This is a genomic window from Amycolatopsis sp. NPDC059235 (assembly GCF_042754125.1).
Classification (GTDB): Bacteria; Actinomycetota; Actinomycetes; order Mycobacteriales; family Pseudonocardiaceae; genus Amycolatopsis; species Amycolatopsis albidoflava.
In genome coordinates this window covers 39408-52594 of sequence record NZ_JBHZAG010000071.1, presented here as the reverse complement: position 1 = coordinate 52594, position 13187 = coordinate 39408, and the positions used below count along the sequence as shown (strand labels likewise).

The 13187-nt window shown below is 69.6% G+C and carries 12 protein-coding genes; all 12 read right to left on the bottom strand.

The window, feature by feature from the left end:
* Positions 1 to 49: 49 nt before the first annotated feature.
* Positions 50 to 904, bottom strand: a complete 855-nt coding sequence (locus ACFXI3_RS34755) for a xanthine dehydrogenase family protein subunit M (protein WP_344285939.1) — start codon at positions 902 to 904, stop codon at positions 50 to 52.
* Positions 901 to 3339 carry a molybdopterin cofactor-binding domain-containing protein gene (locus ACFXI3_RS34750; RefSeq protein ID WP_344285938.1) on the bottom strand — a complete coding sequence of 813 codons (2439 nt, stop codon included), beginning with the start codon at positions 3337 to 3339 and terminating at the stop codon, positions 901 to 903. Before ACFXI3_RS34750 ends, ACFXI3_RS34755 begins: the two co-directional genes overlap by 4 nt.
* Positions 3339 to 3863: a (2Fe-2S)-binding protein gene (locus ACFXI3_RS34745; protein WP_344285937.1), complete on the bottom strand. Its 525-nt coding sequence runs from the start codon at positions 3861 to 3863 to the stop codon at positions 3339 to 3341. Before ACFXI3_RS34745 ends, ACFXI3_RS34750 begins: the two co-directional genes overlap by 1 nt.
* 773 nt (positions 3864 to 4636) lie before the next feature.
* Positions 4637 to 5749, bottom strand: a complete 1113-nt coding sequence (locus ACFXI3_RS34740) for an XdhC family protein (protein ID WP_378405361.1) — start codon at positions 5747 to 5749, stop codon at positions 4637 to 4639.
* A complete protein-coding gene (locus ACFXI3_RS34735; RefSeq protein ID WP_378405359.1) occupies positions 5742 to 6857 on the bottom strand; it encodes a VWA domain-containing protein in 1116 nt (371 codons plus the stop codon). The genes ACFXI3_RS34740 and ACFXI3_RS34735 overlap by 8 nt, the downstream gene beginning before the upstream one ends.
* A 1307-nt stretch (positions 6858 to 8164) precedes the next feature.
* On the bottom strand, positions 8165 to 9043 hold the full coding sequence (locus ACFXI3_RS34730) for a MoxR family ATPase (RefSeq protein ID WP_344285935.1): 879 nt from the start codon (positions 9041 to 9043) through the stop codon (positions 8165 to 8167).
* Positions 9044 to 9275: 232 nt separating this feature from the next.
* Positions 9276 to 9866, bottom strand: a complete 591-nt coding sequence (locus ACFXI3_RS34725; RefSeq protein WP_378405357.1) for an NTP transferase domain-containing protein — start codon at positions 9864 to 9866, stop codon at positions 9276 to 9278.
* Positions 9867 to 9875: 9 nt separating this feature from the next.
* The gene (locus tag ACFXI3_RS34720; protein WP_344285933.1) at positions 9876 to 10682 is read right to left on the bottom strand and encodes an IclR family transcriptional regulator C-terminal domain-containing protein; all 807 of its coding nucleotides are present in this window, start codon (positions 10680 to 10682) and stop codon (positions 9876 to 9878) included.
* A 10-nt stretch (positions 10683 to 10692) separates the two neighbouring features.
* Positions 10693 to 11094 carry a 4-carboxymuconolactone decarboxylase gene (gene pcaC, locus ACFXI3_RS34715; RefSeq protein WP_344285932.1) on the bottom strand — a complete coding sequence of 134 codons (402 nt, stop codon included), beginning with the start codon at positions 11092 to 11094 and terminating at the stop codon, positions 10693 to 10695.
* Positions 11091 to 11870 (bottom strand): 3-oxoadipate enol-lactonase, encoded by a 780-nt coding sequence (pcaD, locus tag ACFXI3_RS34710; RefSeq protein WP_344285931.1) that lies wholly within the window; start codon positions 11868 to 11870, stop codon positions 11091 to 11093. Before pcaD ends, pcaC begins: the two co-directional genes overlap by 4 nt.
* A 29-nt stretch (positions 11871 to 11899) precedes the next feature.
* Positions 11900 to 12451: a protocatechuate 3,4-dioxygenase subunit alpha gene (pcaG, locus tag ACFXI3_RS34705; protein ID WP_378405354.1), complete on the bottom strand. Its 552-nt coding sequence runs from the start codon at positions 12449 to 12451 to the stop codon at positions 11900 to 11902.
* Positions 12448 to 13182 (bottom strand): protocatechuate 3,4-dioxygenase subunit beta, encoded by a 735-nt coding sequence (gene pcaH, locus ACFXI3_RS34700; RefSeq protein WP_378405352.1) that lies wholly within the window; start codon positions 13180 to 13182, stop codon positions 12448 to 12450. Before pcaH ends, pcaG begins: the two co-directional genes overlap by 4 nt.
* Positions 13183 to 13187: the final 5 nt, after the last annotated feature.

The following is a 13187-nucleotide window of genomic DNA, read 5'->3' as shown; positions in this document are numbered from 1 at the left end:
CTCCTTGGGGGACTCAGATTCCCCCAAGGAGTCCTTCACGGCCGGTCCGCTAGGCGCCCACCGCCGCCGCGACGGCACGCCCAGTCAGCACCCGCGCGAGGTGCTGCCGGTATTCGACGTCGGAATTGCCGTCCGCGACCGGGTTGGTGCCCTCGGCCGCGTGCGCGGCGGCCGCCCGGATCGTGTCCGCGTTGGCCTGCGCGCCGAGCAACGCCTGCTCGACGGCAGTCGCGCGGACCGGCGTCGCGCCCATGTTCGTCAAAGCCACCCGGGCTTCCTCGATCACGCCGCCCTCGGTGCGCACGGTGGCCGCCACCGCGCACATCGACCAGGCCTGGGCGACCCGGTTGAACTTCTCGTAGTGCGCCCGCCAGCCGGTGTGCTTGGGCAGCCGCACCTCGACGAGCAGCTCGTCCGGAGCCAGCGCGGTGGTGAAGTAGTCCTGGAAGAACTCCGCCGCGGACACCGTGCGCCGCCCGTTCGGACCGGCCAGCACCAGTTCGCCGTCCAGCGCGAGCACCGGTGCCAGCAGGTCGCCCGCCGGGTCCGCGTGCGCGATCGCGCCGCCGAACGTGCCGCGGTGGCGCACCTGCGGATCCGCGACGGTGTCGGTCGCCTCCTTCACCAACGCCGCGTGCTCGGCGATCAACGCGTCGCGCTGGACCTCGTAATGCGTCGTCATCGCACCGACCACGAGCGCGTCGCCGTCCTCGCGCACCCCGCGCATTTCGGCGATCTTCCCGAGGTCGACCAGCGTGGTCGGCGCGGCAAGGCGCATCCGCAGCACCGGCAGCAGGCTTTGCCCGCCCGCCAGCACCTTGGCGTCCTCGCCCGCCGCGGCGAGCGCCTGCACGGCTTCGTCCACCGTGGACGGAGCGACGTAGTCGAACGGAGCGGGGATCACTGGGCACCTCCGGAGGCGTCGATCGAACCGAGACCGCCGCCGGCCTCGCCGCCGGGTCCGCCGGCATTGCTGGCGCCGCCCCGCACCGCGTTCCACACGCGCATCGGCGTGAGCGGCATTTCGATGTCGTTCACCCCGAACTGGCGCACCGCGTCGACCACCGCGTTGACCACCGCGGGCGTCGAGGCGATCGTGCCTGCCTCGCCGACTCCCTTGGCTCCCAACGGGTTCGTGGTCGACGGCGTTTCCGTGCGGTCCGTGGTGAAGGACGGCAGGTCGGCCGCCGAGGGCAGCAGATAATCGGCGAACGTGCCGGTGGTAAGCGTGCCGCTCTCGTCGTGCACGGCCTCCTCGAACAACGCCTGCGCAATGCCCTGGGCGAGCCCGCCATGCACCTGGCCTTCGACGATCAGCGGGTTGACCACCTTGCCGACGTCGTCCACACAGACGTACGAACGCAGTTTCACCTGGCCCGTTTCAGTGTCCACTTCGGCCGCGCACAAGTGGGTTCCGTGCGGGAAGGAGAAGTTCTCCGGGTCGAAGGTGGCATCGGAATCGAGCGAGGGTTCGACGCCGTCCGGCAGGTTGTGCGCGGCGAACACCGCGAGCGCGATGTCCTGGATGGTCGTCGACGAATCCGTGCCCTTCACGGTGAACTTGCCGCCGGAGTACTCGAGGTCGTCCTCCGAACACTCCAGCAGATGCGCGGCGATCGGCTTCGCCTTCGCGACTACCTTTTCGGCGGCCTTGACGATCGCGATACCGCCGACGACCAGCGAACGCGAACCGTACGTGTCGAGGCCCTTGTGCGAGGACTGCGTGTCGCCGTGCAGCACTTCGACGTCCTCAAACGACACACCCAGCTGGTCGGCGACGATCTGGCTCCACGCCGTCTCGTGCCCCTGGCCGTGTGCGGACGCACCCGTCGTGACCTCGACCTTGCCGGTCGGCAACATCCGCAGCGACGCGTATTCCCAGCCGCCAGCGCCGTAATCGAGCGACCCCAGCACCCGCGACGGCGCGAGCCCGCACATCTCGGTGAACGTCGAAATCCCGATGCCGAGCTGCACCGGGTCGTTCGCCTCGCGGCGTTCCTTCTGCTCGCGGCGCAGCGCGTCGTAGCCGAAAAGTTCCTTCGCCTTCTCGGTCGCGGCCTCGTAGTTGCCGGAATCGTAGGTGAGCCCGCAAACCGTGGTGAACGGGAATTCCTCGTGCTTGATCCAGTTCTTTTCGCGCAGCTCCACCGGGTCCATGCCCAGCTCGTCGGCCAGCTCGTCCATGATCCGCTCGATCGCGAACGTCGCTTCCGGACGCCCCGCGCCGCGATAGGCGTCGGTGAGCGTGGTCGTGGTGAACACGTTGGTGCAGGCGAAGTGGTAGGCCGGGATCTTGTAGATCGCGTTGAACATGAACGCGCCGAGGATCGGCACGCCCGGCCCGACCAGGCCGTTGTACGCGCCGAGGTTGGCGAGCAGTTCGACCTTGAGCCCGGTGACCGTGCCGTCGGCCTTCGCCGAGATCGTGATGTCCTGGATCTGGTCGCGGCCGTGGTGCGCGGCGAGCATCGTCTCGGACCGGGATTCGTTCCACTTCACCGGTTTGCCGAGCTTGTTCGCGACCAGCACGGACATCATTTCCTCGGGCAGCACGCCGATCTTGCCGCCGAACCCGCCGCCGACGTCCGGGGCGATCACGCGCAGCTTGTGCTCGGGGATGCCCAGCGTCAGCGCGGACATGACGCGCAGAATGTGCGGCACCTGGGTGGCCGACCACATGGTCAGCTGCGCGCCGGTCGGGTCGACCACGCACGCGCGCGGCTCCATGAACGCGGGCACCAGGCGCTGCTGGCGGAACCGCCGCTTCAGCACGACCTCCGAAGAGGACAGTGCTTCCTCGACATTGCCGCCGGTGCCCGCCTCGGCCGAATCGAAGACCCAGAACGCGTTCTTGTTGCTGCCCAGCTCCTCGTGCACGAGCGGCGCGTCTTCCGCGAGCGCGGCTTCCAGGTCGAGGACCGGCGGCAGGTCCTCGTACTCGACCTCGATCGCTTCGAGCGCGTCATGCGCCTCCGCGGACGACCGCGCGACCACCACAGCCACGCCCTCGCCAGCGAAATTCACCCGATCCGAGGCCAGCACCGGACGCCGCGGCGCAGCCATGTCCGGCGTGATCGGCCACGCGCACGGCATGCCGATCGCACCCTCGGGGTCGAGGTCCGCGGCGGTGTAAACGGCAACGACACCAGCAGCTTCCTTGGCCGCCGACGTGTCGATCGAAACGATCTTCGCGTGCGCCAGCGGACTGCGCAGCACCGCGAGATGCAGCATCCCCGGCAACGCGATGTTGTCCGTCCACCGGGTGCGCCCGGTGATGAGCCGCTCGTCTTCCTTGCGGCGCCGGGATTTTCCTACCTCGGGCTCGATCGTGGCAGTCATCATTCACCACCCACGCCGACGTGGTTGGGCTGATCGATCTTCTCGGCTTCCGGCCCCGCACCAGGACTCATGTGCTTCGCCGCGTCGCGAACCGCCTTCACGATGTTCTGGTAACCCGTGCAGCGGCAAAGATTGCCCTCAAGCCCCTCGCGAACGGCCTGCTCGTCCGGGTCCGGGTTGTCGGCGAGCAGGTCGATGGACTGCATGATCATGCCCGGCGTGCAGAACCCGCACTGCAGCGCGTGATTGTCGTGGAACGCCTGCTGGACCGGGTGCAGCTGGCCGTCGCGGGCCAGCCCCTCGATGGTGGTGACCTCGCATCCGTCGGCCTGCACGGCGAGGACGGAACAGGATTTCACGCTGTGCCCGTCGAGATGGACGGTGCACGCGCCGCAGTTGCTGGTGTCGCACCCGACGACGGTGCCCACCTTCCCGACGCGTTCCCGTAAGTGGTGGACGAGCAGGGTGCGCGGCTCGACGTCATCGGTGTATTTCGTGCCGTCGACAGTGACGGTGATGCGCATCAAAGGCCTCCAAGTGCAAATGCCCGCCAGCCCCGGCGGAGGCGGCGGGCCGGTTCGGGAACGGCCAAGGCGCGATCGTGATCGGCCTCACAGGGGAGCGTGCTACGCCTGTCGCGCGTGGACAAGTCCTGATGTCGCAGGTCGCGGGGGCGGCTCCGCAGATGCGGTGATTTCGGTGGCTTTGATGCGCAAATGCGTGAAGCCGGACGGGTGATTTTTCGGCCGCCTCGGGCGGTGGGCGGATCTTCCCGACGGGGCGGGGTTTCGGGTCGGGGGTTCACCGGGTTTCGTTGCTGGAAGGGGTTTTCCCGGCGGATTGCGTCGCTGATGTGTGTCGTGCTGGTTGCCCGGCGAGGTTGCCTGATATCTCGGCCTGGGGCCGGTTCGAGGTGGCGCCTTTCTAGCGGCTGCGGGGGATGCGCTGTTCCCGCTTGCGCTTGCCGAGCAGGTTCCCAAGCCCGGCCCAAACGGGCTCGCCCTGGCACCGCACTTCCTGCCAGCAGCGACTCCCGCAGGGCACTGGTCCTCGCAGCACCCGCCGCGTCGCCCGGTTTCCAGCTCAACTCCGTGTCCGGCCAGCCCGCCCGGCACCCACCAGCCACCGAATCCGGTCCCCGCCGCCCGCGAGCCACCGGAATGCCCAGCCGCGCCCCGGCTCGCCCAGCGCAGCTAGAGCTGCCGCACCCCGGCCCGCCAACTCTAGCTGCCGCACCCCGGCCCGCCAGCTCTAGCTGCCGCACCCCGGCCCGGTCAGCGCCCGCGGAATCGCCCGGTCAGCTGTGAATCCGCCCGGTCAACGCCGCCAGCCGCCGCCCGGTGCCGCTCCAGCGCAGCGCGATGATCTCCGCCGCGATCGACACGGCCGTCTCCTCCGGTGTGCGCGCACCGAGGTCGAGCCCGATCGGCGACGACAAACGTTCCAGCTCGCCCTCGGTGATCCCCGCCTCGCGGAGCCGGGAGAACCGGTCGTCGTGCGTCTTGCGCGAGCCCATCGCGCCGACGTACCCGACGTCGAGCCGCAACGCGACCTCCAGCAGCGGCACGTCGAACTTCGGATCGTGCGTGAGGACTGCGATCGCCGTCCGCGCGTCGATCCGGCCCGCGTCGGCCTCGGCTTTCAGGTAGCGGTGCGGCCAGTCGACGACCACGTCGTGCGCCTCCGGGAACCGGCTGCTGGTCGCGAACACCGGACGCGCGTCGCAGACCGTCACCTGATACCCGAGATAAGCACCCATCCGTGCCATCGCGGCAGCGAAGTCGATGGCACCGAACACAAGCAGTCGCGGCGGCGGTTCGAAGGAGTTCACGAAAACCGCCATGCCCTCGCCGCGACGCTGCCCGTCCGGTCCGTAATGGAGCGTCCCGGTGCGTCCAGCGGCGAGCAGCCCGCGCGCGTCGTCGGCGACGGCATCGTCCATCCGGGACGAGCCAAGGGACCCCTCGACCCGATCCGGCCACACGATCATGTGCTCGCCGACCAGTCCGGGCGTCTCGTGCTCCACGATCGTGACGACCGCGACCGGATCGCCGCTGCGCACCGACTCGACGACGCGCTCCAGCTCCGGCATCGATGCGCGGTCCACCGGCTCGACGTAGATGTCGATGATCCCGCCGCAGGTCAGCCCGACCGCGAAGGCGTCGTCGTCGCTGACGCCGTAGCGCTGCAAAACCGGCTTCCGCTCGGCGACGACGTCGTTGGCCAGCTCGTAGACCGCGCCCTCGACGCAACCGCCGGACACGCTCCCGACCACCGTGCCGTCCGGCGCGACCATCATCGACGCGCCCGGAGCCCGCGGCGCCGACGAAAACGTGGCCACCACCGTGCCGAGCCCGACCGTTTCGCCCGCCTGCCAGCGGCGGTACACGTCGTCCAGTACGTCACGCATCGGCAATCTCCCCGAGGAGTCGTTCCAACGTCGCCAGGCTGTGCCCGGCCAGCAACCGGTCGATGTGCGGCAGGGCGGCCACGATGCCGGATTGGACCGGAGCATAACCCTCGCGCCCTGCGTGCGGATTCACCCAGAATACGGCGTGCGCGAGACGGCGCAGCCGGCCAAGCTGTTCGGCGAGCAAGCTGACGTCGCCGCGCTCCCACCCGTCGGAGAACACGGTGACTACCGCGCGTCGCGCGAACCCGCGCTGCCCCCACCGGTCGAGAAACACCCGGAGCGTCTCGCCAAGCCGCGTCCCACCAGCGAAATCAGGCACCGCGGTGCCGGCGGCGAGCATGGCCTGCTCCGGATCGCGCTGCCTGAGCTGACGAGACACCCGCGTCATCCGAGTACCCAGCGTAAACACCTCGACTGACATCGGCGCCGCCCGCGCGACAACGTGCGCGAACCGCAGCAACGCGTCGGCGTACGGACTCATCGAGCCGGAAACGTCGATCAGCAACACGACTTTCCGCGCCCGCGTCCCCCGGCGATGATGCGCCAGCCGAACAGGCTCGCCCCCGGACGCGAGCATGGCTCGGAGCGTCCTCGCCGGATCGAGCGCCCCGCGATGCGCTGGCGTCCGCCGCGCCGCCCGCCGCCGCGGCAAGACCGGTCGCAGCGTCGCGAGCAACTCCCGCAAATGCGCCCGCTCAGCTTTGGTGAGCTCGGCGAGATCCCGATGCCGGAGAACCTCATGATCGCTGGCCGCGACCCGGAGCGTGTCGTGAGATTCCTGGGTGCCGTCCCCGTCGCCGCCGGCCGCGATGAGCGGAGCGATCCGAGCCTGCTTCCGCACCGGAGTCCCCGCGGTCGCCCTAGGGCTGTCGTCGCCTTCAAACCACCGCGCGAAGGCTTCCTCGTAGCGAGGCAAGTCGTCGGGATCGGAGCACAGGGTCAACCGCCCGACCCAGTAGAGCTGCGTCGGCCGAGCAACATCAACCTTCGCCACCGCGGACAGATAAGCCTGCACCCGCCGCGCGTCACAGGCGACGCCCGACTCGCGCAACGCCGCTGCGAACCCCGCGTAACCAGCGAGCGGGTCAGCGACTTCGGTGTTCATGTCCCCCATTGTGACCCCAATACCGAAACCCGCGCCGCGACAGCCGTTCCAGCCCTGCTCCGCTTGTGCCGGTGTCCAGCACGCGCGCTGACCGCTCCTGATTCGGCCGCGCGCGGTCGATCAGCTGGCCCGGATCGCGATTCAGCACGCTGGGGTTGCGGTTCAGTTCCCCCGCTCCGCGTCTGGTGCGGCTCCACGCCCCCACACCGCGGCTGGTGCGACACAGCAACCCTGAGTCGCGGTTGTTCAGCCGCGGGCCGCCGGTTGTCGGCACTGATCTTGGTGGGCAGAGGTTTTTGGTCGCGCGGAAGTTCTTGGCCAGGCCAAGTTTTTTGAGCGGGCCAAGTTTTTTGGGCGAGCCAAGGTTCTTGGGCGAGCCAAGCTTTTCGGACGCGCGACGGTTCCGGCTTGAGCTGCTCCAGCTCGCCAGTGTTCCTCCGCACCGCCATTCCAGTGTGAACCGCGTCGGCCCCGCAGATGTTCCGGCGCGCGCCGTTCTTGTTCCAGACCGCCGCTTCACAAGACATTCGCAAGACAACAGCCCTGCGCGCCCAAGCCATCCAGCCCCGGCCCCATCCCGACGGCACCGTCAGCACACCCGCCACGCAACTCTCCGCGACGCACGCCGCCACCCGGCTTGAGTTGCCCGGGATCGGCAATGTCGCGCACCACCAGGCCATCCAGGCAGCATCGGCCCGACGCCACGCGACCTCGCCGGGATTCGACGGCACCAGCCGAGCGCCGCTCCCGTCAGACGTCACGACTCGCGGAGCACCCCGGCTGACACCCAGGCAGCCACCGGCAGCGCCCAAGCCCGCAGGCATCACGCTCCACTAGGCCAAGCCTCCGTCGCACAGTCCAAGCCGCCGCGGTGCGAACCTCCCCGGCCGTCTCAGCTCGGCCAGCCCTGCATCACGCCCGCACGGCCTTCCCGAGCCACTTCAGCCCAGCACCACCACGCACCAAACCCCCGAAGGCCCACCACGCGCCACTCACGGCCCCGACGAAGGGCGGCCGCGCACGCCGTCCCGCCTCCGGGACAGCGTGCGCGGACCGTGGTTGCGCGCAGCGGCCAGCCCCGGTAGCACAGGGCGGGCGCGCGGAACCTTCAGGAAAGAACGGAACTCAGCGGACGGCCGGGAGGGCAGTCCGGACGAAGTCGGTCACGAGCCCTCCTTCCGGCACAAGCACAGTCACAGTCACAAAAATCAGCGAAGTCGGCGAAGTCATCGAGTGATGCTTCAAGCATGCCCGATCCCGCACCCCGCCGCAACGGAATTATCTGATCGTCCACAGTGGACTAAACCTCAAGAGAACAGCGTGTCCAGCTTCGCCCGCACCCGGTCGAGATCCTCGCTGTACTTCAGCACCGCACCGAGGGTGCGCGCGGCCGTCGCGGCGTCCAGTTCGTCTCGCTGGAGTGCGAGCAAAGCCCGCGCCCAGTCAAGGGATTCGGCGACGCCCGGCGGTTTGAGAAGGTCCATCGCCCGCAGCCGGTGCACCGCGTCGGCGATCTGCCTGGCGAGCGTCTCGCCGATCCCCGGCAACCGGCGGCGCAGGATGCTGATCTCCCTAGCAAGATCGGGATGCTCGAGCCAGTGGTAAAGGCACCGGCGCTTGAGCGCGTCGTGCACCTCGCGAGTCCGGTTGGACGTCAGCACAACCAGCGGCGGCTGCTCCGCGCGCACCTCGCCGTACTCCGGAATCGTGACGGTGTATTCGTCCAGCAACTGCAGGAGAAACGCCTCGAACTCATCGTCAGCACGGTCGATCTCGTCCACAAGCAGCACACACGGCGTCGTGGTGAGCGCCTGCAGCAACGGCCGCGCGAGCAAGAACCGCTCCGTGTACAGCGAACGCTCGGCAGTTTCCGCGTCGAGCCGTCCGCCGTCGGCCGCTTCGAGGGCGCGCAGGTGCAGCAGCTGACGCGGGAAGTCCCATTCGTAGAGCGCCTGCGCGGCGTCGATGCCCTCGTGACACTGAAGCCGCACCAACGGCCACTGCAACGCCTCGGCCAACGCGAGCGCCAGCGACGTCTTCCCGGTGCCCGGCTCGCCCTCGCAGAACAGCGGACGCTGCATCTGCGTCGCGAGGAATCCCGCGGTGGCCAGCCCCTCGTCGGCGAGGTAACCGGTGGTGTCGAGGGCAGCCGCGAGCGCGTCGGGCGAGGCGAGGGACTCTGTCACATCCCCGATCGTAGATCTGCGACCGCCAGGTTCGCCGTTCGCCGCCGCCCGGGGTTCGAAGAGGCACTGCTCAGCCGCAAGCTGTCAGCCGGTTCGCCCCAGATCCAGCGCCACGCCCAGGCCGACCCAAGCCCGTCGTCGCCGAACCCTGCGTCGACACCGTCCCGGCGAGACAAACCGCCAACCCAAAGAACCCCAGCCGAACGTCGCCCGCGAACTCAGCCATGCACCTTCATCGCCGCTCCGCCCCAGGCCCAGCCAGGTCCCCAGGCCGATCGACATCGCTGCCGCTGCCGAGATCACCGCACTCGACAAGCCGCACGTCAGACCGGCCGCGCAACCAATCCCGCGCTCCATGGTCACCATGCGCCGAACCCGCGATCTGACCCCACCAACGCCGCCCGAACAACACCGGATGCCCAGGAATCCCCTGGTAAGCAGCCCGCACGACCGCGTCCTCGGAAGCCTCCCCGACGATCCGCGCGAGCGCCGCCGCCGGCACCCACGGCAGATCCACCAGGTGCACGAGCACCGCCACCGCCGGCTCCTCCGTCAGCGATTCGAGCCCGGCCTTCAGCGACTCCCCCATCCCGTCCTGCCACCGCGCGGCAAGCACCGGAGCGACGTCCGACGGCAGCAGCTCCCGAACTTCCTCAGCCGACGCGCCGACCACGACTCGAACCGAAGCGCACCCAGCCTCGGCCAGGTTCCGGACCGCCCGCTGAACCAGCGGTTCCCCGTCGTACTCGACCAGCGCTTTGGGCCCGCCGAACCGCCGCCCCGCCCCGGCGGCGAGCAGCAGTCCGGCAACCGGTTCCGGCATCCCCGCTCCTCAGCCCCGAACCGCTCGCCCGGGCGCGACCGTGGCGAGATCTGCCGAAATGGCAGTCGCGGTCTCGATCAACGGCGGAACGAACTGAGTCCGGACGACGTCCACCGGCGTCCGGCTCGCGTGCGTCGAGATGTTCACCGCGGCGACCGCGCGTCCCTTCCGGTTGCGGATCGGCGCGGCGACCGAGCGCAGGCCTTCTTCGAGTTCCTGGTCGACCATCGCCCAGCCCTGCTCCCGGACTTTGGCCAGCTCGGCCTCGAGCGCGGTGCGGTGCGTGAGCGTGTGCGGGGTCAACCGGTCGAGGTCGGCGACGACGAAGTAGGCGTTGAGTTCGGTCCGGTCCATGTCGGCGAGCAGCACGTGCCCCATCGACGTGGCGTGTGCGGGGAACCGCGTGCCGACGCTGATGCTCACCGTCATGATCCGCGACACCGCGACGCGCGCGACGTACACGATGTCGGCGATCTCCAGCACCGACACGGAACTCGACTCGTGCACCTGCGCCGACAGCCGCTCCAGGTGCGGTTGCGAGATCTCGGCCAGGCTGAGGCTGGACAGATAGGCGTAGCCGAGTTCCAGCACGCGCGCGGTAAGCGAGAAGTACTTGCCGTCGGTGCGGACGTAGCCGAGGTCTACGAGCGTCAGCAGAAACCGGCGAGCAGCCGCGCGGGTCAGCCCGGTGACGCGCGCGACGTCGCTGAGCGTCGGGTGCGGTGCCTCGGCGCTGAACGCCTTGATCACCGCCAGCCCGCGTTCCAGCGACTGCACGTGGTGCGCGCCGCGTTCCGCCTGGTCGTCGGATTCCATGCGGCGAACCTTATCCGGCCGGTGGCTGGGCGGTGGGTTCTCCCAGCTCGGCGAGGACGCGCTGGGCGATCCCGATCGCCGTGTTCGCCGCAGGCACCCCCGCGTAGACGCCGGTGTGCAGCAGGACTTCGCGGATCTCGTCCGCGGTGAGCCCGTTCCGCACCGCCGCGCGGACGTGCATCGCCAGCTCGTCGTGGCAGTGCAGCGCGGCGAGCGCGGCCAGCGTGATGCAGCTGCGCGTCCGCCGGTCGAGGCCGTCGCGCGTCCAGACCGAACCCCACGCCGCTTCGGTGATGTACTCCTGGAACGGCTTGCTGAACTCGGTGGTCCGCGCGACCGCCCGGTCGACATGCTCGTCGCCGAGCACCTCGCGGCGCACCCGCATGCCCTCCTCGTAGCGGTCTTCGGTCACTGTTCCTCCGTGATCCGCTCGAGGATCAGCCGGGTGAATTCGTCCGGCTGTTCGTAGCTGCCCAGATGCGCGGCGGAGGCGACGACCTCGAGCCGGGCACCGGGGATTCCGTCCGCGATGACCCGCCCGTGCGGCTCGGCCGGCGTCGATGGGTCGTCGGCGCCGGCGATCACCAGCGTCGGGACGGAGATCTTCGGCAGGTCTCCGGTGAGGTCCATCCGCTCGATCACCTCGCAACATCCGGCGTACCCCTCGTCGGGTTGAGCCTCGACCATCTCGCGCAGGTACACGACCTGGTCCGGATGCGCCTGCGCGTACCCCGGCGTGACCCAGCGCCCGACGCTGGCTTCCGCGACCGCCCCGGTGCCCTCGGCCCGCACGAGGCGCGCGCGGTCGGCCCACATCTCGGGCGGCCCGAGCAGCGCTGACGTGCAGCAGAGCGTGAGGCTCGCGAACCGCTCCGCGGCGTGTGCGCCGAGCCACATCCCGGTCATCCCGCCGAGCGACAGGCCGACGAAGTGCGCGCGCTCGACGCCGAGGTCGTCGAGCAGGCCCAGCACGTCGCCGCCCAAATCAGCCAGGTCGTAGGGCCCCGGCGGCACCGGCGACGACCCGTGCCCGCGCGTGTCGTACCGGACCACGCGGAATCCGCGTTCGGTCAGCGGCGCGACCTGCGGCTCCCACATCCGGTGGTCGCTGCCGATCGAGTTGGAGAACACCACCACCGGACCCGTCGCCGGGCCTTCGACGACCCGGTGCACCCGGACACTGCTCACGCTTGAACCTCCACAATGGACACGGCCGGTCAGACCGCGAAGAAGACCGTCTCGCCTTCGCCTTGCAAACGCACGTCGAACCGGTAATCGGCGCCGTCTTTCTTGGCCAGCAACGTGTCCCGGCGTTCCTCGGGAACGCTCGCCAGCACGGCGTCGCCGGTGTTGGCCTGGTCCTCGAAGTAAATGCGCGTGACGACCCGGTTCAGCAGCCCGCGAGCGAACACCGACACGTCGATGTGCCGCGCCTGCGAAGCCCCGGACGCGTCCGGCACGATTCCGGGCAGCAGGGTGAGAATCCGGTATTGGCCGTCGACGTCGGTGGGACACCGGCCGAACCCGCGGAAGGATGAGCCGGGCTTGCCCCGCGGATCGTCGGGGTGGTCGAACCCGCCGTCCGGATCCGCCTGCCACGTCTCGATCATCGCGTCCGGAACCGGGTTGCCCGCGCCGTCGTACACCCCGCCGCGGATCCACACCGCGCCTTCGGTGCCTTCCGGGACCACGAACGGCCCGTCGTCCCAGGGCAGTCCGATGGACAGGTACGGCCCGACGGTCTGCGAGGGCGTGCCTTCGAGCCTCACTCGTCTTCCTCCTCGTCCTCGAACACCGACTGTTCGCGCCCGCGCACCACGATGTCGAACTGGAACGCCAGCGCCCACTCCTCTTCGGTGCGGTCGAGGTCGAACCGGGAGATCATCCGCTGCCGCGCCTTCTCGTCCGGAATGGAGTTGAAGATCGGGTCCTGCGAGAACAGCGGGTCGTCCGGGAAGTACATCTGGGTGACCAGCCGCTGGGTGAACGCCGAGCCGAACACCGAGAAGTGGATGTGCGCGGGACGCCACGCGTTGTCGTGGTTCTTCCACGGGTACGCGCCGGGCTTGATGGTGGTGAACTCGTAGCGCCCGTCGCCGTCGGTCAGCGTGCGGCCGAGCCCGTCGAAGTTCGGGTCGAGCGGGGACGGCCAGCGGTCGCCGGTGTGCCGGTAGCGCCCGCCCGCGTTGGCCTGCCAGATCTCCACGAGCGAGTCGCGGATCGGCCGCCCGTCGCCGTCGAGAAGCCTGCCGGTGACGATGATCCGCTGGCCCTGCGGCTCGCCCGCGTGCTGGCGGGTGAGGTCGTTGTCGGATTCGCCGAGCCGCCCCGGGCCGAGCAGCGGACCGGTGACCTCGGTGAGCATCTGCGGCAGCAGGACCAGCGGCTGCGTCGGATGCCGCAGCGCGGTGGAACGGTACGGCGCGTAGTCGAGCGGCGGGTGGGTGCCGTCCGGATCTGGCCGGTACTGCGGCAGGCGCCGGTCGGTCGGTGTGGCCACGATGC